The organism is Rhodococcus sp. LB1 (assembly GCF_001583455.1).
GTDB classification, from domain to species: Bacteria; Actinomycetota; Actinomycetes; order Mycobacteriales; family Mycobacteriaceae; genus Rhodococcus_F; species Rhodococcus_F opacus.
This window is the reverse complement of the sequence record NZ_LTCZ01000398.1, coordinates 30,063-54,522: the sequence shown is the minus strand read 5'-3', so window position 1 is coordinate 54,522 and position 24,460 is coordinate 30,063. Positions and strand designations below refer to the sequence as shown.

Here is a 24,460-nt window from a genome sequence, read left to right as displayed (position 1 = left end):
GTACTCGTCGCCGTCCCGGATGGCGGTGGTCTTGATCGCCTTGAGGTCCGATCCGGCGCCGGGTTCGGTCATGCCGATGGCGCCGAGGATCTCCCCGGTCGCCATCCCCGGCAGCCAGGTCTTCTTCTGTTCCTCGGTGCCGTACTCGAGACCGAGATGCCGAGCGCGAGGTCGCCGGCATAGCCCTGGGCCTCGAACACGGCGAGGTCGTGCGCGAACGTGCCGCCACCGCCGCCGTACTCCTCCGGGATCGAGCAGCACAGCAACCCCAGCTTGCCGGCCGCGAGCCACACCGCACGGTCGATGCGGTGCTGGGCGTCCCACTTCTCGTTGTGCGCGACCACCTCGCGTTCGAAGAACCCGACCGCGAGCTCGGACAGGGCCTTGACCTCGTCGTCGTGCCAGGACGGGATGTGCTTCTTCATCGTCTGCCCTGTTTCTAGATGCGCCGGAAGAGTGCGGCGAGGGCCTGGCCGCCGCCGATGCACATGGTGACGATGCCGAGTTCGAGGTCGCGGCGCACGAGGTCCTTCGCCAGGCGCAGGCTCAGGATCGCGCCGGTCGCCCCGACCGGGTGACCCAGCGCGATCGCCCCGCCGTACGGGTTGGTCTTCTCCGGATTCAGCTTCGCGTCCCGGATCACCGCGACCGCCTGCGACGCGAACGCCTCGTTCAACTCGATCACGTCGATGTCGCCGGGGGTGGTGCCGGTCTGCTCGAATAAATTCTGCAGCGCCAACACCGGGGCGTACCCCATCAGGCCCGGGTCCATCGCCGCGGTCGCGACGGCCTCGAGCGTGACCAGCCCGGTCAGGCCCTTCTCCTGCGCGGCGGACTGCGTCGCCAGCACCAGGGCCGCAGCGCCGTCGTTGATCCCGGACGCGTTGCCCGCGGTCACCGAGCCGCCCTCCTCGAACGCCGGCCGCAGCTTCGCCAGGGTCTCGAGGGTGGTGTCGGGCTTGGGGTGCTCGTCGACGTCGATCGTCTTCGGGCGGCGGCCCCCGATCTCGACCGGCGTGATCTCCTCGGCGAACGCGGCCTTCGCGGCCTCGGAGGCGGCGCGGCGCTGGGATTCGACGGCGAACTCGTCCTGCTGCCGGCGGCTGACGTCGTACTTGCGGGCGACGGCCTCGGCGGTGCGGCCCATGTGCACGCCACCGAACGGGTCGGTCAGAATCGCGACCGTGCCGTCCACCAGCTTACGGTCGCCGAGTTTGTAGCCCGAGCGGGCGGAGAAGTCGTAGAACGGCATCCGCGACATACTCTCGTCGCCGCCGGCGAGGGCGAAGTCCACCCCACCCCAGCGCATCTGCTGCGCCGCCGACCACACCGCCTGCAGACCGGACCCGCACAGCCGGTTGACGGTGTACGCGGGGGTCTTCTCGGGAAGTCCGGCGGCCAGGGCGACACGGCGGGCGTTGTAGGCGTCCGGTCCGACCTGACCGATGCAGCCCATCACCACCTCGTCGATGTCCTCACCCGGCACGCCGGCACGGTCCAGCGCGGCCTTCGCGGCGGTGGCACCCAGTTCATGAGCGGGCACGTCCTTGAACGCACCACCGAAGCTGCCGATCGGGGTCCTCGCGCCGTCGACTACCACGATCGGTTCAGGAGAATTCATGACGTGCCCTTCCGTCTCTCTACCAGTACGGAGAGATAGTAGGACTTCAAAGTAACCAGCGGTTCATGCAGGGCCTCCGGCACGTCGCCGGGTCAGGTTCCGCGGATCAGGTCGGCGCACTTCTCGGCCATCGTCATGACCGTGATGTTGGGATTGACGTAGGGCAGTTTCGGCATGGCGGACGCGTCCACCACCCGCAGATCGCGAACGCCCTTCACCCGCAGTTCCGGATCGAGGACGGCCATCGGATCGGTGGCCGCACCCATCCGGGCGGTCCCGGCGGGGTGGTACACCGTGTTGTGCGTCCGGTGCGCGTAGTCGATCAGTTCGTCGTCGGTGACCGCCTCCGGCCCGGGGGCCAGTTCCCTCGTGATCCAGCCGCGGAGAGGTTCCTGCTCGGCGATGCGACGAGCCAGCCGGATCCCGGCGAGCATCACGGCCTCGTCGTGACCGTCCGGGTCGGTGAAATACCGGGGATCCACTCGCGGACGATCCCGGAAGTCGCGGGACCGCAGCCGCACCGTTCCGCGGGAGAGTCCCTGCGTGACGTTCGGGGTGAGGCAGAAGCCGTTGTCCGTGGTCGGGTACCCCCACCGGAGTGTATTCATGTCGAACGGCACGCTGCCGTAGTGCATCATCAGGTCCGGATGGTTCAACCCCTCCTCGGTGGTGGCGAACAGTCCGATCTCCCACCACTGCGTGGACGTCTCGACCATCGGCCGGGACGCATCCCAGAACACCAGCCCCTCGACGTGATCGTCGAGGTTCTGCCCGACCCCGGGGGCGTCGACCCGAACCCGCACACCCATCTCACGCAGGTGCACCGTCGGCCCGATACCGGAGAGCATCAACAGTTTCGGTGTGTCGATGGCCCCGGCGGTGACGATCACCTCGCGGCGCGCCGAGACCGTGTCGTATCCGGTGAGATCGGGGCGCTGGTACCGCACGCCGGTCGCCGCCAGCGCGTCGTCGATGACGATCTCGCTGACCCAGCAGTCGGTGCGCACGTCCAGGTTGGGGCGGGACCCGAGAATCGGATGCAGGTAGGCGTGCGACGTCGACATGCGCGTGCCGTCCTCGGACGCGTTGATCTGGAACCACCCCGCCCCGTCGAGCACCGCCGTGCCCCGGTTGAACTGCACGGTGGGCAACCCGACCTTCGCCGCGGCCTCGAGCAGGGCCACGCCGCACGGGTCGTGCGGCGGGACGTCACGCAACCGCACCGGACCGCTGCGGCCGTGCTGCTCGCCGGGGGCGTCGTTGTTCTCCACCCGCGCCACGAGCGGCAGCACGTCCTTCGCACCCCAGCCGGTGGCGCCCGCCGCCGCCCAGTCGTCGAGTGTCTCGGCGGGGGGCCAGAACGCGATGCACGAATTGTGGGAGGAGCATCCGCCGAGCACCTTGGCGCGGGCGTGCCGCATGAAGCTGTTGCCCTTCTCCTGCGGCTCGACCGGATAGTCCCAGTCGTAGCCGGAGTCCAGCAGATGCATCCACTGCGACAGCTCGAGGACGTTGCGGTCACCGACGTCGGACGGCCCGGCCTCCACGAGGCAGACGGTCACCGAGGGGTCCTCGCTGAGCCGCGCGGCGAGCACACATCCGGCCGTTCCCCCGCCTGCGATGACGTAGTCGAACACGGTGTCCGTCATGGCAGTTCACTCTCCGCCTCGTCCTTGGACGACGCCGCGTGCGAGGCGAGACATCCGATGTGGTTGCGGCCCTTCACCGCATACCAGAGGAGACCGAGCCCGAGAATGATGCCGATGTAGACGAACGCACCCCACGTGTTGTACCAGGGCGTGCCGTACACCTCGGGGCGCGGCCACGCCAGATTGAGCGCCATCCCCACTCCCCACAGCACGGCGAAGATGTTCACCGGAAGCCCCCACCGGCCCATCGTGAAGTAGCCGCTCTCCGCGAGTTCCTTCGGCGGCCACTGCCCCTGCAGGCGTTTCTTCAGCAGCGGCCCGGTGACCATGAGGTACGCCAGGTAGATCATGATGATCGCGATCGACGTCAGCACCGTGAAGATCTGCGGCTGACCGATGTTGATGACGAGGATGAACGCCGCGAGCACACCGATCACGATGGCGGGGACCACGGGCGTCTGATGCTTCGGGTTGACGTGGGCCAGCCGCTCCCCGAAGGGCAGCGCGTTGTCGCGGGCCATCGCGAACGTGAGCCGGATGGCCGCGGCGTGCACCGCGAGCGAACACACCGTGACCGCGACGACGATGCAGACCAGGAAGATCTTGCCGAGCGGTCCCCACATCACCTGCTCGACGATGTACTGCAGGCCGCCCTCACTGCTGCCGATCAGTGGATCCTCGAGGTCGGGGGCCGCCATCACGGCGAACACCAGGATCGCCCCGCCGATCACGAACGACGCGAGGATCGCCCGCAGGATCGCCTTGGGCGCCGTCCGCCTCGGGTCGACCGTCTCCTCGCCGAGCGAACTCGCGGTGTCGAATCCGTACATCACGTAGCCCGACGCGAGTGACGCCACGAGGAAGACGGTCAGATATCCGCCGCTCTCCCCGGCGCCGTAACCGTGGGTGGAGAAGAACACGTCCGGACCGCGAGTGATGTTGGCGGCGAGGATGATCGCGATGAGGACGGCCGCGATCAGTTCGACGAACACACCCGAACTGTTGATGAGGGCCATCAGCTTGACGCCGAACGCGTTGACGGCCGTGGTGAACGCGATCATGATGGTGCCGAGAATGACGGCGTTGGTGGCGAAGTCGTATTCACCGCTGCCGTCACCGATGATCTGGAACCCGCTCCACAACCTCGGCAGGTTGAGTTGCAGCGCGAGCACGACCGCGGAGAGGGTCACGATCGACGCGGTGAGCATCAGCCAGCCCGACGACCATCCCACGATCCTGCTGCCGAGCAGCTTGGCCCAGTTGTAGACCGAGCCGGCCACGGGGTACTTGGCCGCGAGCTCCATGAAGCACAGGGCGACCGCCATCTGCCCGACGAACACCATCGGCCAGGACCACAGATATGCCGGTCCGGCGGTGCCGAACCCGAAGTAGAACAACTGGAACGTGCCGGTGAGAATCGAGATGTAGCTGACTCCCGCCGCGAAACTGGCGAATTTGCCGAGGCTGCGGTCCAATTCCTGTTTGTACCCCAGTTCGCCGAGTCCACTGTCTCCCGGCGCACCTCCGTCACCCACTGCTCCGTGCCGAGTAGCCATGGTTCTCTCGCCTCTCCGTGCGCCGACCTAGCCGTTGTCGAACCACCCCGCCGCCGTGGGCGAGGTGTTGTGCCAGATATGTTTGGTCTCCTGGTATTCCGCCAGACCGGTGGGGCCGAGTTCGCGCCCGTTACCCGACATCTTGAAGCCGCCCCACTCGGCGGCGGCAGTGTAGTAGCCGAAGTCGTTGAGCCACACCGTGCCGTGGCGCAGACCCCGCACCATCCGCTCGCCCCGCGCACTGTCGGCGGTCCGGACGCCCGCGGCGAGACCGTACTCGGTGTCGTTGCCCAGTCGCAGCGCCTCCTCCTCCGTAGTGAAGCGCTCGACGGTGAGGATCGGTCCGAACGTCTCCTCCTGCACGAGGCGCATGGTGCGGTCGCAGTGGTCGAAGATGGTGGGCAGGTAGTAGCTCCCGTCCGCCAACGCGGGATCGGAGGGCCGGGCTCCCCCGGTCACCAACCGGGCGCCCTCGGAGAGGCCGAGCGCCACGTACCGTTCGACCTTCTCCCGGTGGGCCTCGGATACCAGCGGGCCGGTTCGGCTCGCGGGATCGAGACCGTTGCCCATCCGGATCTTCTCCGCCCGTGCGGCGAGCGCGGCGACGAACCGGTCGGCGATGGACTCCTCGATGATCAGGCGGGTTCCCGCCGAGCACACCTGCCCGGAATGCAGGAACACCCCGGTGAGCACCTGGTCCACCGAGTCGTCTCCGTCCGCGTCGGCGAAGACGATGTGCGGATTCTTGCCACCGAGTTCCACCGCCACCTTGGTGACGTTCTTCGCCGCGGTCTCGAGGATGACGCGTCCGGTGGCCAGCCCGCCGGTGAAGGAAATGAAGTCGACGTCGGGGGTGCCCGTGAGTGCGGCGCCCAGGACGGCGCCGCTGCCCTGCACGAGGTTCACCACCCCGGCGGGGACACCTGCTTCGGCGATCAGCGCGGTGAACGCGATGGTGCTGAGCGGGGTCACCTCGCTCGGTTTGAGGACCATGGTGCATCCGGCGGCCAGCGCGGGCGCCACCTTCCACGAGATCTGCAGCAGCGGGTAGTTCCACGGTGCGATGAGCACGCACACACCGATCGGCTCACGCACCACCCGGCTGATCACCTCGGGGCGCCCGACATCGACCAGATTGTCGGCTTCGACCGCGGCGAGTTGCGCGTAGTACCGGAATACCGACACCACGTCGTCGATGTCGATCCTGCTCTCCTCCAGAGTTTTTCCGGTGTCGAGCGTCTCGATGCGCGCCAGGGTCTCCTTGTCTCGCTCGAGGAGATCGGCGATCCTCGCGACCAACGCCGTGCGCTCGGCGACGGGTGTGCGGGGCCAGGTTCCCTCGTCGAACGCCGCGCGGGCCGCGGCGACTGCGCGAGTTGCGTCCTCCGGGGAGGCCTCGTCGACGGTGGCGACCACCGATCCGTCGGCCGGATTGATGCAGTCCCGGGTCTCACCGGAGCTGGAGCGGATCCATTGCCCGTCGACGAACAGGCCCGTGTTCAAGAGGTCATCGATCGACTGGTCCTGCATCACTCAACTCCGTGTCTCGCCGGAACGAACGCACCCCCTTTACGGTATGCCGTCGGAGTCGCGGTGGGCGGGGATCGCGCACACATGTCCGATTCGCGACGGTATCCGTGTCCGAGAAGACTGTGTCCGGTAGCCGGACGCACGTGCGCCTAGCGGCTGCGATAGCGTCGTCAGGCGAACTCTTCGCACATTCCCGGACAGGACACACCTAGAAACGGAGCACCCGTGGTCGCGATCGGCAACTCGGATCTGGACATCTTTCCCCTGGCCCTCGGTGGTAACACCTTCGGCTGGACCAGTGACGAACCGACGTCGTTCGAGATCCTCGACGCCTTCGCCGCAGGCGGCGGCAACTTCGTCGACACGGCGGACTCGTACTCCGCGTTCGCCGAGGGCAACTCCGGCGGCGAGTCCGAGACCGTCCTCGGCAACTGGATGGCGTCCCGCGGCAACCGCGACCACGTGGTGATCGCCACCAAGGTCAGCCAGCACCCGGAGTTCAAGGGCCTGGCCCCCGCCAACGTCCGCGCGGCGGCGGAGGCATCCCTGAAGCGGCTGCAGACCGACCACATCGACGTGTACTACGCCCACTTCGACGACGCCGAGACTCCCCTCGTCGACACGCTCGGCGCCTTCGACGAATTGGTCCGCGACGGACTCGTCCGCCACGTCGCCATCTCCAACTACTCGCCCGAGCGCATCCGCGAGTGGCTGTCCTTGACGGCCGAGAACGGTTTCGCGGCCCCGATCGCGCTGCAGCCGCACTACAACCTAGTGCACCGCCACGACTACGAGCCCGAGGTGGCCGCGATCGCCACCGAGAACGGCCTGGGCGTCTTCCCGTACTATTCACTCGCCGCGGGCTTCCTCGCGGGCAAGTACCGCACCCAGGCCGACCTGGACGGTCAGCCGCGCCAGCGGATGGCGACCCGCTACTTCTCCGAGTCCGGCCTCGCCGTCGTCGACGCCCTGGCCGAGATCGCCGACACGCACTCGGCGGAGATTTCCACCATCGCGCTCGCGTGGCTCCTCACCCGGCCCGGCATCACCGCGCCGATCGCGAGCGCGAGCCGCCTCGAACAACTTCCCGCTCTGCTCGACGCCCCGACCGTGACCCTGACCGCATCCGAGATCAGCCGGCTCACGACTCTCTCGGACGCGATCGGCGCCTGACCTCAGCTCAGCAGCTTGCCCCGGAGCCGGTCGACGGTCGCCGCGCTCAGACCGAGCCCTTCGGTGAGATAGCGGTCGACCGTGCCGTACTGCTCGGTGAGCCGGCCGAGTCCGGCCTCGAGGTAGCTCCGGTCGACGCCCAGCAGCGGCTGGTAGATCTGCGCCACCGCCTCGCCGCGGCTGGCGGCGATCTGGTCGTACGTGACCTTCATCGACGCGGCGGTGTACTCGTTGGTGAGCAGGTAGTCGTCGAAGATGGTGTCCTGCGGGACGCCCGCGATGGAGAGCAGCAGCGCGGACGCCCAGCCGGTGCGGTCCTTGCCCGCCGTGCAGTGGAAGATCTGCGGCCCCTCGGTGTCGGCCAATGCCGTCAGGAGTTGCGCGAACCCGGCCCGGGTCGCCGCGTCGTCGACGAAGCTGCGGTTCATCTGCTGCATGAACGCGACGGCGTCGGCGGGCGACTTCAATTGCGCGACTGCGGCACCCAGGTCTCCCGACAGGATGGGGATGCCGAGGTAGCGCGGCCCGCCCGGGAGCCGGTCGGGTTTCGCCGCCACCTCTTCGACGGTCCGCACGTCGTACACCGCCGTCAGTCCGAGCCCGGCGAGGACGGCGAGATCCTGATCGTTCGGAACCAGAGCGTTCGAACGGTAGAACAGCCCCCTCGTGACGTGCCCTCCGCGGGTGGTGGCGTACCCCCTACCCGATCCCCCGACGTCGCGGAAGTTGTCGACCGACGCCAGTCGCGGTGTCTCGACGACCGGGCCCGCGCTCCCGAAGTCGGACGAGCCGAACCCCGGGAGACTGATTCCGGGCAGCGACAGTGGGTCCGCCGATGCGAGCGCAGGCGTGCCGAAACCCGCGAACAGGACGCTGCCGGTGATCAGCACCGCGGCGGTGGAGGTGACGCGTCGAGACATAGGGGAAGCCTTTCGATGGGCTGTCGGGGAGATCCGCTCGTCCGGCATGTCCGGAGTGTCAGCGGGTAACCCACATCACAGTGGTCGGACGTTTCCCGTGGCTACGAGTTGTTCCGATCACCGGGAGAACCCGTTTCCCACCGGCGGCGCCCACAGCAGACTCGGGCCGTCGGCAGCCGACGTGCCCCGACGAACGTGATTCTTTGACGACGAGGATGTGAGCTGAGATGACCGAGACCGCACAGCAACTGGCGGGGAAGGTTGTGATCGTGACCGGGGCGGCGCGGGGGCTCGGCGCGGCATTCGCCCAGCGCATCGTCGACGAGGGCGGCAGCGTCGTGATCGGCGACGTTCTCGACGACGACGGCCGCGCGACCGTCGACCGACTGGGCGACCGGGCGCGGTACAGCCACCTCGACGTCACGGACCCGCAGCAGTGGCAGGCCGCGGTCGACGTGGCGACGAGCGAATTCGGACGCGTCGACGGCCTCGTCAACAACGCCGGCATCTCCACCGGCCAATACATCGAGCACGAACCGCTCGAACACTTCCGGACGGTCCTCGATATCAACTTGACCGGTGTGTTCAACGGCCTGCAGGCCGTGATCGCCCCGATGCGGGCCGCCGGCGGCGGATCGATCGTCAACATCTCGTCGGCCGCCGGCCTGATGGGACTCGCGCTGACCGCCGGTTACGGCGCGTCCAAGTGGGGCGTGCGCGGGCTCACGAAGATCGCCGCCGTGGAACTGGGCACCGACCGGATCCGCGTCAATTCCGTCCACCCCGGAATGACGTACACCCCGATGACTGCGGGCCTCGGAATCCAGCAGGGCGAGGGCAACTACCCGAACACTCCCATGGCCCGGGTCGGCGTGCCCGAGGAGATCGCCGGTGCCGTCGGGTTCCTGCTGTCGGATGCGTCCACGTACGTCACCGGAGCGGAACTGGCCGTCGACGGCGGATGGACCGCCGGACCGACCGTCAAGTACGTCATGGGCCAATGAGATCGCATTCGGAAACACACGAGGAGCACACACGATGAATCGATTCGACAACCGGCGGATCCTGGTGACCGGAGCCGCGTCGGGGATCGGACAGGCCACCGCCCTCCGACTGCTGGAGGAAGGCGGCACCGTCGTGGCAGCCGACGTCTCCGAGGACGGCCTCGCGCGGACAGCGGAACTGGCCGACGCGGCAGGCACCGCGGGACGCCTCAGCGTCGCCGCGATCGACATCGGCGACGAGAAGTCCGTCACCGACGGCGTGAGCCGTAGCGTCGAGAAGCTCGGCGGACTGGACGTACTCGTGAACGCCGCGGGCATCCTCCGCGCCTCGCACACCCACGAGACGCCGCTGGACCTGTGGAATCAGGTGATCGGGATCAACCTCACCGGCACGTTCCTCATGGTCCGCGAATGCCTGCCCGCGCTGCTGCGCAACGAACGCAGCGTGGTCGTGAACTTCAGTTCCACGTCCGCCGCGTTCGCGCACCCCTACATGGCCGCGTACGCCGCGAGCAAGGGCGGCATCCAGTCGTTCACCCATGCGCTGGCTCTCGAATACGGCAAGCAGGGTCTGCGTGCCGTCGGTGTCGCCCCCGGCAGCATCAAGACCGGCATCACCGACGCCACATCCGGATACGTTCCGTCCGATGCCGATTGGAGCCTGTTCGCCAAACTCTCACCCATCCTGCCCACCACCCTGGAATCAGGCGGCGCGGCGATGGGCGGACCCGAGCAGGTCGCCGGAGTCGTCGCCATGCTCGCCTCCGACGACGGCGCGTTCGTCACCGGAACCGAGATCCGCATCGACGGCGGAACCCACGCCTGACCGGTTGAACCCTTGCGCCTACGTAGATCTCATACTATCTGCCACTTGCGTGGCGGGCGTGGGAGATGGACGTGTGTCACGGCTACCCGCATCACCGTGCGGCGGTGTGGGTTTGACCGTGTCCCACACCGACGCTTGTGATGCAGGAACATGCTGATTCGGAGTCACCCCCAACCGCGGTGTCACGGTGGGCAGGCTGCGGCGGACCCGGCGATGCCGCGGCCTGCTCGGGGTAGGAGCGTGTTTGTCGCGCGATTGCCGTACCGGCGCATGTTCGGTCACCCGGACCGCCGGTAGTCCTCCGCGCCGCCGGGTGGTCTTGTTTCTGCCGAGCAGCGCGCGTTTGGCCAGGTTCACCCCGGCGACGTGGTCCCGGTTGCCGCCAATTTTGCACTGCTCACACCATGCCCGGTGGTAACCGCCGGGGCGAGAGAGTGGTTCGTTGCAGCCCGGACACCACGCGGAAGATCCGCGGGCCGGTACGGACACCACCGTCACACCGACACCGGCGGCGGTGTGGGTGAGCGCGTCGACGGCCTTGCGGCGGGCCGATTGCGCGGCCCGATTGTTGTTCACCCGCCCGTGCCCACGGCTCTCGAGGGTTGTGAGATCTTCCACCGCAATCAGCTGCGCTTGGGCGTCGGTGGCGTAGTCGGTGACCTGACGGGCGAAGTCGAAGGCCAGTTCCCGGTTGATCTTCCCCCGCTTGATACCCACCGCGGTGCGGTGAGCATCGAGCACGGCGATCTTCTCCTCCAGCTCGGCGCGCACCTCGGGCGGGGCGGTGGCGGACAGTCGTGTCAACCGGGCCGCCTTGCCATGGAGTAGCTGCCCCTCGGCCTGCAGGCGGGCCAGTTTGATCCCGAGCCCGCGGTCGTCGTAGGTCCAACCCCGGTAATCCGAGGACAACCCGTCGGGGTTTTCGGCGGTGATGGCGGCGGCACCCAGAGTGGTCGGGGACCAGTCCACCCCGACCGCGACGGAGGCCGATTCCAGGTCGGCTGCTGAGACGATCTCGGTCGCGGCGCACCGCCAGAGCAGTCCCCGGCGGTCGAGGACCAGGGTCGGCAGATGCCAATCGGTGACCGCCCGGCCGTGCAGGTGCTCGGGGATGGTCGCGCTCAGCCGGACACTGCGCCACTGCGCCCGCCCCGCCGGGGCGGGGCAGGTGGGCAGCTTCACCGTCAACACCAGCTCGTGACCGGTGACGGCAAGCTGTGCGAGTTGTCGATCGGCGGCCGAGAGCCGGGCCATCGCGCTCGTCTGTGGCGGTCCCTGCACGTCGGTGATCCGCAGGCGCGCGTCTGCCGCGCCGCGCGCGTGCGCCGCGAGCTGCCGCACCACGCCCCGGGCGAATCCGGACGGGACGTACTCCGCAGCAGTAGTGGGTGCGGCGATCCGGCCGGTGGCCGGGTCGAACCGGGCCGACAGTGCGATGATCGCCGTGTCTCGGTAGGCCAGCGCCCGCAAAGTGCCGACTGCCTGCGCGGTCACCACCCGCGTGACACGCGACGGGACGTAGACACCGTCCGGGTAATGCGGGGTCCAGCCCAGACGCGCAGCAGCGACATGACCTTGCATCGGCAGTTTCCGGCCCTGGCGGTCACATCCGGCGGCCAGGACATCGAAGGTGGCCGGTTGCCACAGCCGCGACAACAGTTGCGCTTCAGCGCCCGAGATCAGGTCGAGCAGCCACCCGACACGCACGTCGAGGTCGTCAAGCCCGATCGGCGCACCGGTCTCGTCATCGACAGCCAGGTAGGGGCGGGTGGTGAACGAGAACTGCCGCAGCGCAGTGAATCCGGTATCGGCCATCAGTTAGTCCATCTCCAACCGTGCTGCCGCATCGCCCGGAAGAAGTCGACGTTGATTCTGCTTCGACCGCAATGGGTGGAAGCGGCCGGACAATGAAGCGAGCACTGCCATGAAGTCATCCATCAGCTCCTCTACCAGCGACGTGTCCCCATGCTCCCGTAGGACCTCGACCTTAACGCCGACCACCGACAAGTAACGTTCGATCCACGCCACCGACGAACCGCGCCAACCGGTCCCGCCACACCATTCGCACCACCGTGAAGTGACCCTTGGCTGCGTCGTCGAACATCCGATTCAGTCCCGCTCGAGTCTCTCCCGCAGACCTGAACCACGATCGGTGTAGACCCGGTACACGGTGCCAGTATTAGACATTAAGTCGACAGTTGAGAGCCTGCCCACCCCTGCCGCCGATCGCACCGCGCTCGTCACCGGAGCGTCGTCCTGGATCGGCGAAGCGATCAGCCGTGAACTCGCCCGCCGCGGTCACCAGGTCGTACTCGTCGCCCGTAGGGCGGAGAAGCTGGAGGAACTGGCCACCGAACTGCGGGCCGCAGGCGGTCGGGCGCATGTGCTGGGTGCCGATCTCTCCGACCGCTCGGCCCGCGCGACGTTGCTCGACCGGGTCGGCGAGCTCGGGCTCACCCTCGACATCCTCGTCAACAACGCCGGCCTGTCCACGCTCGGCGCGGTGGCCGCGTCCGACCCGGACGCCGAGATGAACATGATCGAGGTCGACGTCATGGCCGTCGCCCGACCTCTGCAGCCGCGCCCTGCCCGGCATGGTGCAACGACGCCGAGGAGCCGTCCTCAACGTCGCCTCCACGGCCGCGTTCCAGCCGCTGCCCGGACAAGCTGCCTACGCCGCCGGCAAGGCATTCGTCCTGTCCTACACCGAGAGCCTCACCGGCGAACTGAAAGGCACCGGTGTCACAGCGACCGCGCTCTGCCCCGGGCCCGTGGACACCGGTTTCGGTGAAACGGCCGGGTTCGCGAAGGAAGACGCCGAAGCCGCACTGCCCAGCTTCATGTGGGAAAGCCCAGAATCCGTGGCCAGGACCGGAATCGACGGCCTCGACAAGGGGCACATGATCGCCATCCCCGGCCTCGCGAACCGGGCCGCGTCCGTGTTCGCCCACCTCGCGCCGAACAAGCTCCTCGTCCCCGTCCTGGCCAGCCGTCATCCCGGATTGCGGACGTAGTATCGCTCGGCCGTTTACTGTGGCCTGGTGGAGATGACTACCGCTACTCGCCGATTCATACAGATCACCGCGACCGTGGCCGTCGCCGCAGCCGCCCTCCTCGGGAGCGCCGGTGTGGCCGCCGCCGACGAATGGCCGCCGGTACCCACCGAGCCCAGTCCGGTCGCGCCGTTCGACAACCAGAACTTCCTCACCCCCACCGATCTCGACTATTGGAATCCGTTCGTCAGCGCGAATCGGCTCACGTCACCGTTCGGAACCGCCAACCGCATCGTCTGCACCGGATTCCACGGCGTACTGCTCGACTGCTGGCAAGCCGACCAGAACGGGCAACCACACAAACTAGTCAAGTTGTCCATGAACTTCCCCGGATCCCTCGGCGCCACCCTCCCCGGCGGAGGTCCCGGACACTTCGTCTACCCGGGCTTCATCCCGGGTATCTGAACCGGACTACAACGGGTCGCCCGCGACCCGCCCTGCCGGCAGCGTGCGGCCGCAGATCATCAGCGCGAGATCCTCGCCCGTTCCGCGTAATTCGGCGCCCGACCCGTACGACCAGTCGAGGTCCGTGGCCCGCAGGCCACGTCCCTCGATGTCGATGCCGAAATTCGAGTGCCCACCACCCGCCGTGAGATCGTTGAGGACGACGCGCATCGTCTCCTCCGGTACGTGTCGCGGCACCCCGAGCGGCACGGTGGCGTCGAGACCGTGGATCACCACATGATTGAGCGCGCCGTGATAGCCGCCACCCGGCGGGGTCCACTGGCGCATGACATCCGAGCACAGGTTGGCGACGAGTTCCGCCGGTGCCAATTCGGCGTCGCTACGGGCGATCTCGTTGGAGAGCCGGGTGAAATCGAACTCGCACTCACGCAGGCGCGTCATGAACTGCTCCTCGGAGTAGCGCGCCGCCATGGTGAGATGCGCGACCACTTCCCGAATCCGCCAGCCCTCGCACAGCGACGGCGTGTCCCATTCTGCGTCCGAGATCCCGTCGAGTAGATCGGCCAGTGCCGAGAACTCGTTCGCAACCGCCCGCTGGAGATCGGCGTCATCGGTCATCGCAGTCAGCTCCCGCCACACTCGTTCGACGAAGATCCTCACGACCACCGTAGACCGAAACCGCCGAGTATTGCCCCGGTCGAACATGATTGGTATAGTCGAACATATATTCGAACGACCTTGGGGGAGGTTGGTTGTGGGGGCACCGGATTTGGAGGAGCTGCGGGCGTTCACCGCGCGGCTGCGGTGTGTCGAGGCCGGCGGGGATGCGGGCTCGGGGATCGATTGGCTCGACGCGATCGAAACCCTGAAGTCGGTGGGGTGCGCGGCGCAGGCGGTGATCACCGACGGCGTCGCGACGAGTATTCGCGCGGACCGCAGGGCTCGCGGGTTGCCGCGAGTGGAGTGGAACCGCGGCATTGCCTCGCAGATTGCGTTGGCACGCAGGGAATCCCCGAACCGTGGCGGACGGCACCTGGGGTTCGCACAGGCTCTGGTGCACGAGATGCCACACACTTTGGCCATGTTGCGGTCGGGGCGGTTGAACGAATGGCGAGCAACATTGCTGGTGCGGGAATCCGCGTGTCTGTCGGCCGAGGATCGGGGGATCGTCGACCGCCGGTTGTGCTCGGACCCGGCCATTCTCGACGGGGTCGGTGACCAGGGTTTGGTCGCGCGGGCGAAGGCGTTGGCGGTAGAACTCGACGCCGCGGCCGTGGTCCGCAGGCACAGGAAGGCCGTCTCCGAACGGCGGGTGACGACACGGCCCGCCCCGGATTCGATGGCGTACCTGAGCGTGCTGATGCCCGTCGAGCAGGCCGTGTGCTTACAGGCAACGCTGGGGCGGGATGCGGACAGCCTCATCGCCACGGGGAACAGTGGTGGCCGCACCCGCAATCAGCTGATGGTGGATCTGCTGTTCGCACGTGCCACCGGGCAAGCCGTGGCCTCCGGCGGGCCGGTGGCCGTGAACCTGGTGCTGTCGGACGAAACACTGCTCGCCGGTGGACATGAGCCGGCGCAGTTGCAGGGGTACGGGCCGGTGCCGGCGGGGATCGCCCGGCAACTCGTGGCGGACTCTCTCGATGCGCACACCGCCACAACGTTGCAGCGGATCTATTCCTGCCCGCAGTCGGGAGCATTGACCGCGATGGAATCGCAATCCCGCACGTTCCCGAAGGGTCTGGCGAAGTTGATCGACCTCCGCGACCGGACGTGCCGAACCCCGTGGTGCGATGCGCCGATTCGGCATCATGACCACATCCGGTCGCGCCGAGAATCCGGTGCCACGTCGGCGGACAACGGGTCCGGCCTGTGCGAGGCATGCAACTATGCGAAGGAAGGCGAGGGATGGACCGCCCGCCCGGTCGCTTGTCCCGGCGGCCGGCATCTGATCGATCTCGGCACCCCGACCGGACATCACTACCGGTCCACGGCGCCTCCGTTACCGACCCCGGCGTACCTGCGCGTGTCATGAGGTGGTGGGGGTCATCCTCTCGGTCGCCGGGGTCACTTGTTCCCACCCGACCAGGATGTGAGTTCGGCAATGTCTCCGTACAGCGCCGACTGGTAGGTGAGCATCAGCTCCTCCACCCCGCCGAACTGATCGCCCACGTGGTGGGTGTTCTCCGCCGACAGCTCGCGGTCACCGGACCGTGAGATGAGTTCGTCGATGCGGCTGTCGAGACTCATCGCCCGGTTGACCGCCAGCACGGACCGCAGTTGCACCTCGGCTCGGGACAGCAGGTCGCCGATTCGTGCGAGTGCGGCGACGCGGTCGACCAGTTGATCCCATACCGGCTTCAGCGCGTTCTGCCGGGCCTCGATCTGTTCACGCGCCGTGTCGGAATGGGTGGCGCGCAGCGCTTCGTCGAGCTCGGTCCGGATTCCGCGCAGCGCCACGGTGTCGACGGCGATCTGTGTCAGTTCTTCGGCGAGGTCGAGTTGGTACCGCTGGATCGCGAAGTGCTCCGAATGCCAGACTGCGGAACCGTCGATCCTGTCGAAGAGCATCCCCGCCAGGTAGAGCAGGGTGTCGTACGAGTCGGCAAATCTGTCGTTGTCGAGATCGACGCCCTTGCCGATGGCGTCGGCGACGCGTCGTCCGACTGCGGCCATCGGCGTGTTTTCGGCCGCCTGGCCGAGTCGTTCCGCCGCGGTGCCGCGGGCATAGTTGCCTGCACGTTCGAGCGCGGTACCGGCGGTCGGCGCCGGTGTGCGTTGCAACGCCCGGAACAGCGCCTCACGCTGTTCGAGATCGAGATGGACACCCTCACGCCGATCCCGGCGCATCGCCCGGACACCGTTGCCGTAGTGCGCCGGCGACATCACGACCGCAGACCGAGACGACTGCAGCTTGCGGCCCAGTTCGGTGGCACGGTATTTGAACAGAAGTTGCGCCGGGCCGGGACGCAGGCTGCCGGCGCGGCGCGCCACCTGGTGGTACTCGTCCGTCAGCAGACGCAGTGCCCCGAAGCCGCCGATCGACGGGATGGTGCGGCCCGCGCGACGCCGGTTGGTGAGTACCTGCCGGGTGGGCGAATCGAGGTGTCCGGCGGCGATCAGCACGGCAGCGGCGTCCGACAACGGGGCGTGGGTGCCCGTGATCGCGGATCGTTCGCACCACTGGCGGACCTGCAGGGAGATGCGTGCACGCCGCTCCTCGTAGTGGGGGCTTTCCGGCATCGGACCTCCTGGCAGTTCGCTGGTCACCACTGTCCCAGAATTTCGTCCGACGCGCCGCGACCGCCGAGGCTGCGCGCGGTTCTAGGCTCTCCACCATGACCTACACGGTGCGTGCGGTGATTCTGTTCGCGACGGCATTGGTGGTGGCCGGTTGCGGTCGCTCGGTCGACGGATCCCCCGAGACCGGCGCCGTCGCGGGGCCCGCGACCACCCCGACGGTGACGACCGCACCGAAGACGACCACCACTGCGACGACGAGCACGACCACGTCGACGAGCCCCACCACCACGACGACTACCACCACCACCACCACCGCGAGCACCCCTGCCGAGGCAAACCCGCAGACGTTTGCCGGCACCGCGGCGGGGAGCTACTACTTCACGACGCCGAGCACCAAGTTCCACTGCGCAATCCTCACCGGCGGCGACCTCCCGACCGCCGGCTGTCACGGCCCGATGCCGGCGTCGGCGCCGAAGGTCCCGGGCGCCGGCGCGTCCGGCACCCCGGTGACTCCCAACGCGATCGAGGTCACCGGTGGCCGCCTCGGTCAGTTCGCCAGTGCCGGCGATCCCCGGTACTACCCCCTCGACGGATCCGCCGCCCCCGCACTGTCGTACGGCACCGCGTTGCAGGTGAACGACCTGACGTGCCTCGTCGACGAGACGTCCGGGGTCACGTGCCGCAGCGATGCGGGCCACGGATTCACGCTCTCGGACAGCGCGTTTCGAGTGTGGTGAGCCGGTTCAGCCCAGTTCGTCCGAGCGCCGTTCCATCAGCGTGCGCAGCAGGGCGTTCTCCTTTGCGGTGAAGCCGATCGTCTCGATCTCCCCGATGCCACGTCTGATGCCCTTGCGGACGCCGTCGAGCATTCTGGTGACCGCGCGTTCAGGGACACCGAGCCGGCCACCGGATTCGACGAAGTGCCTGCGGTTCAGCTTGTTCGCCTTGCCGTAGAAGTCGAGAGCCATCGGGTCGCGCCATCCGAGGTACGGCTGGGTGCACAGAAGGTCGTAGGCTGGTGTGACACTCCACAACCCCGATTCGGCAAGCTGCACCGAGAAGTTCTTTCCGTGCAGGTCGCCGTTGCCGATCGCGTACGAATAGGCCACCAGCCGAAGCAGTTCCAGGGTGGCCACCCGGGCCGAACCGCCGCCGCGCTCACACGCGCCGGCGAGTGCAGTGATCACGCTCTCGGTCTTCAGCCGGTACTTGGCGGCGGGGAACATCCCCATCACCTGGCACGCATCCTCCTGGGGTGTGCGGATGACGCGGCCGGACGAATCGACGCGCCGGTCGAATCGGGCGACGAGCAGACCGGCATTACCCTTCCCGTCACGCACCAGCTGATGATCGGCGACGGGCAACCCGCACTGCGCGGCGAGCCCCATGAAGAAGTGCTCGTTCTCGACCAACTGCGGATACCCCTGCGGTGGTGAGAGTTTGAGGATCGCGGGACCCTTCTCGGTGGCGATCGGCGTCGAGTACATCTGAGCCGACACCTTCGCCTGCACACCGGGTAGCGAGGTGGGGTCCAGTTTCACCGCCTCGTGCCCCGACATGTGCTCGAACAACGCCCGCAGGTCCTGGCGCTCGACCGCGTCGGGGTCGAACACCGGTGCGGTCTCGGGCGGCGGCACCCCTGCGGGTAGCACGCGCACGTCGCCGATCGTGTCGGCCCCGACCGCCATCAGGATCGTGAGGTGATCGTCCTCGGACGTCTTGGTGGCTGCCACTGCGCCTCGCAGCCGGATTCCTTCCGGGAGGAGCCCCGCGAAGAACGGCGGGACGCTGCCCCCACTCGCGCGCACCTCGGCCGACGACGTGGGGATCGTCCATGCAACCTGCGGGGCGCCGGGGTCCTGCAGGTACGCGGCGTCGTAGCGGAAGACGACGTCACCGCCCTCCCGCACGAGACTGCCCGCGAGGCGCTCGCCCTTGTAGACGTCGGCCCGGTCGACACTGCTGAGGTTCTCGACCATCAGGACGCCACCTCCACACCCGAGCGGGTGACGAGCGCCAGACGGCATCCCATCGCGTCCGCGACGGCGTCGACGAGATCCAGTTGCACGGTCCCCCGACCAGATTCGATCGACTGCACACTCGACCTCGACACCCCGGCCAGGTCTGCCAGCTCCGCCTGCGTCAGCCCGAGCTGGTGTCGCCGCGCCACGAACCCGTCGGCGACTCCACCGGTGTCGGTTCGCTCGCGGCGGCGTGGGGTTGCCATGAAGCCTCCCTGATCGGTGCAATGCTTGTCGACGGATGCTTAACGACAGTGTGCGCCGATTCTGCCCCGAAGTCCATCCCTATGACTGCGAGCGCAAGCTTAAGATACGAGAAGAACATAAAACGGATCATCTCCCGCTTTAAGCCTGCGATCACAAGCACAAGACACGTCGACACACCCACCCCCTACCCTGGATACATGCGCATAGGAGCACACGTCCGCCAGGACGAAGATCCGATCGGATACGGCGAAACGCTCGGCGCCGACGTCATCCAGATGTTCCTCACGGACCCGCAGAAGTGGGACAAACCGCCGACGCATCCGCGGACCGACGAGATCCGGAACAGCCCCATCGACGTCGTCGTGCACTCGTCGTACGTGATCAACGTGGCCAGCCTCAACAACCGGCTCCGGATGCCGTCCCGCAACGCCGTCGCGCAGCAGGCCCAGGCCGCCGCCGACATCGGTGCGTTCGGGCTGGTGGTCCACGGTGGCCACGTCCGCGACGGAGAGGACGTGAACGCGGGGATCGTCAACTGGCGCAAACTTTTCGAACGCCAGGCCGACAAGGGCGGATTCCCGGTCCCCATCCTGATCGAGAACACGGCAGGCGGCGACTTCGCGATGGCACGGCACTTCGACGCCATCGACCGGCTGTGGCAGGAGGTCGGCGATTTCGGCGCCGGATTCTGCCTCGACACCTGTCACGCGTGGGCGGGCGGTGAGGAACTGGTGGGCGTCGTCGAACGCATCAAGGCCATCACCGGACGCATCGACCTGGTGCACCTCAACAACTCCCGCGACGAATTCAACTCGGCCCGCGACCGGCACGCCAACCTCGCCGACGGAACCATCGACGCCGAACTGCTCGCCGAGGTCGTGCGCACCGCCGATGCGCCCGTCGTCCTCGAAACGCCGGCGGAGGGGCTGGCCGAGGACCTCGCATACCTGCGGGAAACCGTAGGTTAGTCGCCCAGCCGGCCGGTCAGCCTGCGGTACCGCTCCTCGCTGACCGGATTCAGGCCCTCCACCGTGACGTCGGTGCCGCGACTCGCGTACTTGGTGTTGATGCCGTCGAGCGCGGCCACGGTGGACGCGTCCCAGATGGTGGCGCCCGACAGATCGATCACGACACGGCCGGGGTCGTCGGCGTAGTCGAACGAGAACACGAGGTCGTTGGACGAGGCGAAGAAGAGCTGACCGCTCACCCGGTACGTCTTCACGTCGCCGTCGAGTTCGCCGCGCACGTCCACCATGTGGGCCACCCGGCGCGCGAACAGAACCATCGCCACCAGCACGCCGACACCGACACCGATCGCGAGGTTGTCGGTGGCCAGGGTGCCCGCCACGGTGCTGAGCATCACCATCGTCTCGCTCAGCGGCATCCGCCGGAGCGTGCGGACGCTGTGCCAGTCGAAGGTCGTGGCGGCCACCAGCACCATCACGGCGACGAGCGCCGCCATCGGAATGGTCCCCACCACGTCGCCGAGCCCGACCACGAGAATCAGCAGAAACGCACCGGACAGGAACGTCGACAACCGGGTTCGCGCGCCACCGGTCTTGACGTTGATGATGGTCTGCCCGATCAGTGCGCACCCGCCCATGCCGCCGAAGAGTCCGGTCACGATGTTCGCGACGCCCTGGCCCCACGACTCCCGCGTCTTGTCCGAATGCGTGTCGGTGACGGAGTCCACGAGTTTGGCGCTCATCAACGATTCGAGCAGTCCGACGACTGCCATCGCCAGCGCGAACGGGGCGATGATCTTCAGGGTGTCGACCGTGAGCGGAACGTCCGGCAGCCCGATCAGGGTCGGCAGTCCGTCGGGCAGTTCCCCCTGGTCCCCGACGGTGGGCACCGCGACACCGGCGAGGACGGTGAACGCAGTGAGACCGACGATCACCAGCAGCGGGGCGGGCACCGCGGTGGTCAGCTTCGGGATCCACACGAGCAGCGCCAGACCGGCGGCGAGGAGCGCGTACACCGCCCACGGCACGTTCGTCAGATACGGGAACTGGTGGACGAAGATGAGGATTCCCAGCGCGTTGCAGAACCCGACCATCACGCTGCGAGGCAGGAACCGCATGAGACGCGCGACCCCGAGGACGGCGAGGAGGATCTGCATCGCACCGCCGAGGAAGACGGCAGCAATGAGGTACTGCAATCCGTGTGATGCCATGAGCGGGGCCAGCACCAGCGACACCGAACCGGTGGCCGCGGAGATCATCGCGGGACGGCCACCGGTGAACGCGATGGTCATCGCCATGATCGCGGCGGTGAACAAGCCCACCCGCGGATCGACCCCCACGATGATGGAGAACGACAACGCCTCCGGGATGAGGGCCATCGCCACGACGAGCGCGGACAACGACTCGATACGAAACACCGTCGGATGCAGCCACACCGGCCGTCGGAGAGCGAGAGAAGGCACGACGAGACAAACCTACTTCCTGAGGGGACTCGGAAGATCCTATCCGGGTAGCGTTCGACCAGTACGGTTAGCTGATCCGCCGACAGAGGAGGAACCCCGTGCGACGCACACTTCCGGCCGTCCTGATCACCGTCCTGACCGCGCTGTCGCTGGCGGGGTGTGGGAACTCCGACTCGGGGCCGGTCATCGACCAGGTTCGCGAGGCCGGGGTACTGAAGGTCGGCACCGAGGGCACGTACACACCGTTCAGCTACCAGGGCCCCGACGGTCAGCTCACCGGGTACGACGTGGATGTCATCCGCGCGGTCGGTGACAAACTCGGCGTCTCCGTCGAGTTCACGCAGACACCGTGGGACTCGATCTTCGCGGGCCTCGAAGCGAAACGCTACGACCTCGTCGCCAACCAGGTGACCGTCAACGACGAGCGCACCCAGAAGTACGACCTGTCGACGCCGTACACCTACTCCGAGGGTGTGATCGTCACCCGCGCCGACGACAATTCGATCACCTCGCTCGCCGACCTGAACGGCAAGACGACGGCGCAGTCCGCGACGAGCAACTGGGCACAGGTCGCCAGGGATGCGGGCGCGAACGTCGAATCCGTCGAGGGCTTCGTGCAGGCCATCACGCTGCTCAAGGACGGCCGCGTCGATGCCACCGTCAACGACAATCTGGCCGTCGCCGAATACCAGAAGCAGACGAGCGACACCGGCGTGAAGGTGGCCGCCGAGACCGGTGACACGAGTGAGCAGGCGTTCGCGGCCCGCAAGGACAGCGGTCTGATGCCCGACATCGACAAGGCCCTGGACGAACTGCGCGCCGACGGAACGCTCGCCCAGATCTCGCAGAAGTACTTCGGCACCGACGTCTCGGCACCGACCAACTGAGAGCCTGCCTGTGGACGACGCAACAGTCCAGCTGATTCTGGACAACCTGTGGCCGATGCTGAAGGCCACCGTCACCATGACGATTCCGCTGACGATCATCAGCTTCAGCATCGGACTCGTCATCGCGTTGCTGGTGGCGCTCGCCCGGATCTCGTCGATCAGACCACTGTCGGTGATCGCCCGGTTCTACGTCTCGATCATCCGCGGCACGCCGCTTCTGGTGCAGTTGTTCATCGTGTTCTACGCGCTGCCCCAGTTCGGCGTGGTTCTCGACCCCTTCCCGGCGGCCGTGATCGCGTTCAGCCTCAACGTCGGCGGGTACGCCGCCGAGGTGATCCGGTCGGCGATCCTGTCGATCCCCAAGGGGCAGTGGGAAGCCGCGCAGACCATCGGGATGGGGTACACGACCACTCTGCAGCGGATCGTCCTGCCGCAGGCCGCACGGGTCGCGGTGCCGCCGCTGTCGAACACGCTGATCTCGCTGGTGAAGGACACCTCGCTGGCGTCGACGATCCTGGTGACCGAACTGCTGCGCGTCGCCCAGCTCGCGGCCGCGCCCACCTTCGACTTCTTCGCCCTGTACAGCGTCGCTGCCCTGTACTACTGGGTGATCTGCATCTTCCTGTCGGCCATCCAGGGCCGCCTCGAAGCCCGACTCGACAGGTATGTGGCCACATGACCGACACCTCTCCCCTGCTTCAGGTATCCGGCGTCGAGAAGTCGTTCGGCGACCATCACGTCCTGCGCGACATCAGCTTCGACGTCGGGGCAGGAACGGTGACCGTCATCATCGGGCCGTCGGGCTCCGGCAAGACGACGGTGTTGCGCACCCTCAACGCCCTCGACCGTGCGGACCGCGGGACGATCTCCATCGGCGACGTGTCCGTGGACTTCGGCGCCGATGTGGACCGGTCGACGCTGACCAGGTTCCGCGGGCAGAGCGGCATGGTGTTCCAGGCCCACAACCTGTTTCCGCACAAGACGGTGATCCAGAACGTGACCGAGGGCCCGATCGTGGTGCAGAAACGCCCCAAGGACGAGGCGCGCGCTGACGCGAAGCGGTTGCTCACCCAGGTCGGCCTGGCGGAGAAGGCGGACCAGTACCCGTACCAGCTGTCGGGCGGTCAGCAGCAGAGGGTCGGTATCGCCCGGGCGCTCGCCCTGAAGCCGAAACTGATGTTGTTCGACGAGCCCACGTCCGCACTCGACCCCGAACTGGTCGGCGAGGTGTTGCGCGTGATCCGGGATCTCGCGACCGAGGGCTGGACGATGGTGATCGTGACCCACGAGATCCGGTTCGCGCAGCAGGTGGCCGACCAGGTGTTGTTCGTCGACAACGGCGTCGTACTCGAACGCGGCACACCGAAAGACGTACTCGCCAATCCGACCGGGCCGAGACTGCGCCAGTTCCTGCACCGCATCCTCGACCCGCTGTGAACGGTCAGCGCAGGGATTTCTCCATGAGCACGACGCTCGGCCATTCCACGTCGAAGTCCCTGCGACCCACCAGGAAGAATCCCTGCTCCTCGTAGTAGTCGCGGAGCCGGGCGTTGGTTTCGACGCACTCGAGCCGGACGACGGACGCGTCCTCGGAGCGGGCGTGCTCGTCGACCCACCGGAGCAATTGGGCGCCGAGTCCCGCGCTGGCGTGCCGGCGGTCGGTCATGACGCGGGCCACGTAGGCGGCCGGTATGTCGTCCTCGGTCCACACGTCGGGGTCGGACCGCAGCACCCGCAGCGCCCCCACCACGATGCCCGCGAACAGTGCGACGCGCCATTCCCCGAACTCGATCTGTTCACGAACGTCGGCGAGCGACACCTCACCCCGGGCGGGTGCGTCGAGTTCCCTGGCCAGGATCCAATCCTCGGCGTCCCAATGCATCTGAACGATGTCTTCAGCCTGCTCGAGTACTGCCCGCTCCACGGTGACCGCCATG

General features: G+C 67.5%; 22 protein-coding genes and 2 pseudogenes. 11 read left to right on the top strand and 13 right to left on the bottom strand.

Annotated features, from left to right (window positions below; translation table 11 throughout):
* The 5 genes and pseudogenes from AZG88_RS54650 to AZG88_RS38940 all read right to left on the bottom strand — a co-directional run.
* Positions 1-425 (bottom strand): annotated as a pseudogene (locus AZG88_RS54650) (acyl-CoA dehydrogenase family protein); the annotation flags it as partial.
* A gap of 14 nt (positions 426-439) precedes the next feature.
* A complete protein-coding gene (locus tag AZG88_RS38955; RefSeq protein WP_005252295.1) occupies positions 440-1,621 on the bottom strand; it encodes a thiolase family protein in 1,182 nt (393 codons plus the stop codon).
* Positions 1,622-1,713: 92 nt separating this feature from the next.
* Complete coding sequence (locus AZG88_RS38950; protein WP_025433097.1) at positions 1,714-3,270, bottom strand: GMC family oxidoreductase; 1,557 nt, start codon at positions 3,268-3,270, stop codon at positions 1,714-1,716.
* A complete protein-coding gene (locus AZG88_RS38945; RefSeq protein WP_061044336.1) occupies positions 3,267-4,826 on the bottom strand; it encodes an APC family permease in 1,560 nt (519 codons plus the stop codon). Before AZG88_RS38945 ends, AZG88_RS38950 begins: the two co-directional genes overlap by 4 nt.
* A gap of 27 nt (positions 4,827-4,853) precedes the next feature.
* Positions 4,854-6,356, bottom strand: coding sequence for an aldehyde dehydrogenase family protein (locus AZG88_RS38940; RefSeq protein ID WP_061044335.1), 1,503 nt, complete (start codon positions 6,354-6,356; stop codon positions 4,854-4,856).
* Between the two features lie 225 nt (positions 6,357-6,581).
* Here AZG88_RS38940 and AZG88_RS38935 point away from each other — a divergent pair, with 225 nt between their 5' ends.
* A complete protein-coding gene (locus AZG88_RS38935) occupies positions 6,582-7,529 on the top strand; it encodes an aldo/keto reductase (protein WP_005252290.1) in 948 nt (315 codons plus the stop codon).
* Positions 7,530-7,531: 2 nt separating this feature from the next.
* Here AZG88_RS38935 and AZG88_RS38930 read toward each other — a convergent pair whose 3' ends face one another.
* The gene (locus tag AZG88_RS38930) at positions 7,532-8,449 is read right to left on the bottom strand and encodes a tyrosine-protein phosphatase (RefSeq protein ID WP_061044334.1); all 918 of its coding nucleotides are present in this window, start codon (positions 8,447-8,449) and stop codon (positions 7,532-7,534) included.
* Positions 8,450-8,676: 227 nt separating this feature from the next.
* On the opposite strand from AZG88_RS38930, the gene AZG88_RS38925 reads away from it, so the two are divergent.
* Positions 8,677-9,453: an SDR family oxidoreductase gene (locus tag AZG88_RS38925; protein WP_061044333.1), complete on the top strand. Its 777-nt coding sequence runs from the start codon at positions 8,677-8,679 to the stop codon at positions 9,451-9,453.
* A 34-nt stretch (positions 9,454-9,487) separates the two neighbouring features.
* Positions 9,488-10,279, top strand: coding sequence for an SDR family NAD(P)-dependent oxidoreductase (locus AZG88_RS38920; protein WP_061044332.1), 792 nt, complete (start codon positions 9,488-9,490; stop codon positions 10,277-10,279).
* 18 nt (positions 10,280-10,297) lie between these two features.
* Here the strand turns inward: AZG88_RS38920 and AZG88_RS38915 are convergent, their stop codons facing one another.
* Positions 10,298-12,094, bottom strand: coding sequence for a zinc ribbon domain-containing protein (locus AZG88_RS38915; protein WP_061700683.1), 1,797 nt, complete (start codon positions 12,092-12,094; stop codon positions 10,298-10,300).
* A 355-nt stretch (positions 12,095-12,449) separates the two neighbouring features.
* Between AZG88_RS38915 and AZG88_RS38900 the strand changes: the two are divergent.
* Positions 12,450-13,293 (top strand): annotated as a pseudogene (locus tag AZG88_RS38900) (SDR family NAD(P)-dependent oxidoreductase).
* A 33-nt stretch (positions 13,294-13,326) separates the two neighbouring features.
* Positions 13,327-13,737: a hypothetical protein gene (locus AZG88_RS38895; protein ID WP_061700682.1), complete on the top strand. Its 411-nt coding sequence runs from the start codon at positions 13,327-13,329 to the stop codon at positions 13,735-13,737.
* A gap of 6 nt (positions 13,738-13,743) precedes the next feature.
* Here AZG88_RS38895 and AZG88_RS38890 read toward each other — a convergent pair whose 3' ends face one another.
* Positions 13,744-14,355 (bottom strand): maleylpyruvate isomerase family mycothiol-dependent enzyme, encoded by a 612-nt coding sequence (locus tag AZG88_RS38890; RefSeq protein WP_061700686.1) that lies wholly within the window; start codon positions 14,353-14,355, stop codon positions 13,744-13,746.
* Positions 14,356-14,440: 85 nt separating this feature from the next.
* On the opposite strand from AZG88_RS38890, the gene AZG88_RS38885 reads away from it, so the two are divergent.
* Entirely contained in the window at positions 14,441-15,772 is a 1,332-nt protein-coding gene (locus AZG88_RS38885) for an HNH endonuclease (protein ID WP_061700681.1), read from the top strand.
* Positions 15,773-15,804: 32 nt separating this feature from the next.
* Here the strand turns inward: AZG88_RS38885 and AZG88_RS38880 are convergent, their stop codons facing one another.
* Positions 15,805-16,980, bottom strand: coding sequence for a hypothetical protein (locus AZG88_RS38880; RefSeq protein WP_061700680.1), 1,176 nt, complete (start codon positions 16,978-16,980; stop codon positions 15,805-15,807).
* Positions 16,981-17,075: 95 nt separating this feature from the next.
* Between AZG88_RS38880 and AZG88_RS53135 the strand changes: the two genes are divergently transcribed.
* Complete coding sequence (locus AZG88_RS53135; protein WP_179443236.1) at positions 17,076-17,717, top strand: hypothetical protein; 642 nt, start codon at positions 17,076-17,078, stop codon at positions 17,715-17,717.
* A 6-nt stretch (positions 17,718-17,723) separates the two neighbouring features.
* Here AZG88_RS53135 and AZG88_RS38870 read toward each other — a convergent pair whose 3' ends face one another.
* Positions 17,724-18,959: a type II toxin-antitoxin system HipA family toxin gene (locus AZG88_RS38870; RefSeq protein ID WP_061700679.1), complete on the bottom strand. Its 1,236-nt coding sequence runs from the start codon at positions 18,957-18,959 to the stop codon at positions 17,724-17,726.
* Positions 18,959-19,207 (bottom strand): helix-turn-helix transcriptional regulator, encoded by a 249-nt coding sequence (locus AZG88_RS38865; RefSeq protein WP_005252266.1) that lies wholly within the window; start codon positions 19,205-19,207, stop codon positions 18,959-18,961. The genes AZG88_RS38870 and AZG88_RS38865 overlap by 1 nt, the downstream gene beginning before the upstream one ends.
* 198 nt (positions 19,208-19,405) lie before the next feature.
* Here AZG88_RS38865 and AZG88_RS38860 point away from each other — a divergent pair, with 198 nt between their 5' ends.
* Positions 19,406-20,176: a deoxyribonuclease IV gene (locus AZG88_RS38860; protein ID WP_005252264.1), complete on the top strand. Its 771-nt coding sequence runs from the start codon at positions 19,406-19,408 to the stop codon at positions 20,174-20,176.
* Here AZG88_RS38860 and AZG88_RS38855 read toward each other — a convergent pair.
* A complete protein-coding gene (locus AZG88_RS38855; protein WP_061700678.1) occupies positions 20,173-21,636 on the bottom strand; it encodes a SulP family inorganic anion transporter in 1,464 nt (487 codons plus the stop codon). The two genes, AZG88_RS38860 and AZG88_RS38855, sit on opposite strands and share 4 nt — an antisense overlap.
* Before the next feature lie 98 nt (positions 21,637-21,734).
* On the opposite strand from AZG88_RS38855, the gene AZG88_RS38850 reads away from it, so the two are divergent.
* Genes AZG88_RS38850 through AZG88_RS38840 form a run of 3 tightly spaced genes read left to right on the top strand, consistent with a single transcriptional unit; the run spans position 21,735 to position 23,960 of the window.
* Positions 21,735-22,523: an amino acid ABC transporter substrate-binding protein gene (locus AZG88_RS38850; RefSeq protein ID WP_011594807.1), complete on the top strand. Its 789-nt coding sequence runs from the start codon at positions 21,735-21,737 to the stop codon at positions 22,521-22,523.
* A 10-nt stretch (positions 22,524-22,533) separates the two neighbouring features.
* Positions 22,534-23,202, top strand: a complete 669-nt coding sequence (locus tag AZG88_RS38845; RefSeq protein WP_005258090.1) for an amino acid ABC transporter permease — start codon at positions 22,534-22,536, stop codon at positions 23,200-23,202.
* The gene (locus tag AZG88_RS38840; protein WP_005252259.1) at positions 23,199-23,960 is read left to right on the top strand and encodes an amino acid ABC transporter ATP-binding protein; all 762 of its coding nucleotides are present in this window, start codon (positions 23,199-23,201) and stop codon (positions 23,958-23,960) included. Before AZG88_RS38845 ends, AZG88_RS38840 begins: the two co-directional genes overlap by 4 nt.
* Positions 23,961-23,964: 4 nt before the next feature.
* On the opposite strand, the gene AZG88_RS38835 is transcribed toward AZG88_RS38840, so the two are convergent.
* Positions 23,965-24,459 carry a GNAT family N-acetyltransferase gene (locus tag AZG88_RS38835; RefSeq protein WP_061044573.1) on the bottom strand — a complete coding sequence of 165 codons (495 nt, stop codon included), beginning with the start codon at positions 24,457-24,459 and terminating at the stop codon, positions 23,965-23,967.
* Between the last annotated feature and the right edge of the window lies 1 nt (position 24,460).

Bases quoted from the DNA above. Each gene is read 5' to 3' on its own strand.
- AZG88_RS38955 (WP_005252295.1), bottom strand. From the start codon at position 1,621: ATGAATTCTCCTGAACCGATCGTGGTAGTCGACGGCGCGAGGACCCCG.
- AZG88_RS38950 (WP_025433097.1), bottom strand. From the start codon at position 3,270: ATGACGGACACCGTGTTCGACTACGTCATCGCAGGCGGGGGAACGGCC.
- AZG88_RS38945 (WP_061044336.1), bottom strand. From the start codon at position 4,826: ATGGCTACTCGGCACGGAGCAGTGGGTGACGGAGGTGCGCCGGGAGAC.
- AZG88_RS38940 (WP_061044335.1), bottom strand. From the start codon at position 6,356: ATGCAGGACCAGTCGATCGATGACCTCTTGAACACGGGCCTGTTCGTC.
- AZG88_RS38930 (WP_061044334.1), bottom strand. From the start codon at position 8,449: ATGTCTCGACGCGTCACCTCCACCGCCGCGGTGCTGATCACCGGCAGC.
- AZG88_RS38925 (WP_061044333.1), top strand. From the start codon at position 8,677: ATGACCGAGACCGCACAGCAACTGGCGGGGAAGGTTGTGATCGTGACC.
- AZG88_RS38920 (WP_061044332.1), top strand. From the start codon at position 9,488: ATGAATCGATTCGACAACCGGCGGATCCTGGTGACCGGAGCCGCGTCG.
- AZG88_RS38915 (WP_061700683.1), bottom strand. From the start codon at position 12,094: ATGGCCGATACCGGATTCACTGCGCTGCGGCAGTTCTCGTTCACCACC.
- AZG88_RS38895 (WP_061700682.1), top strand. From the start codon at position 13,327: ATGACTACCGCTACTCGCCGATTCATACAGATCACCGCGACCGTGGCC.
- AZG88_RS38890 (WP_061700686.1), bottom strand. From the start codon at position 14,355: ATGACCGATGACGCCGATCTCCAGCGGGCGGTTGCGAACGAGTTCTCG.
- AZG88_RS38885 (WP_061700681.1), top strand. From the start codon at position 14,441: ATGATTGGTATAGTCGAACATATATTCGAACGACCTTGGGGGAGGTTG.
- AZG88_RS38880 (WP_061700680.1), bottom strand. From the start codon at position 16,980: ATGCCGGAAAGCCCCCACTACGAGGAGCGGCGTGCACGCATCTCCCTG.
- AZG88_RS53135 (WP_179443236.1), top strand. From the start codon at position 17,076: ATGACCTACACGGTGCGTGCGGTGATTCTGTTCGCGACGGCATTGGTG.
- AZG88_RS38870 (WP_061700679.1), bottom strand. From the start codon at position 18,959: ATGGTCGAGAACCTCAGCAGTGTCGACCGGGCCGACGTCTACAAGGGC.
- AZG88_RS38865 (WP_005252266.1), bottom strand. From the start codon at position 19,207: ATGGCAACCCCACGCCGCCGCGAGCGAACCGACACCGGTGGAGTCGCC.
- AZG88_RS38860 (WP_005252264.1), top strand. From the start codon at position 19,406: ATGCGCATAGGAGCACACGTCCGCCAGGACGAAGATCCGATCGGATAC.
- AZG88_RS38840 (WP_005252259.1), top strand. From the start codon at position 23,199: ATGACCGACACCTCTCCCCTGCTTCAGGTATCCGGCGTCGAGAAGTCG.
- AZG88_RS38835 (WP_061044573.1), bottom strand. From the start codon at position 24,459: ATGGCGGTCACCGTGGAGCGGGCAGTACTCGAGCAGGCTGAAGACATC.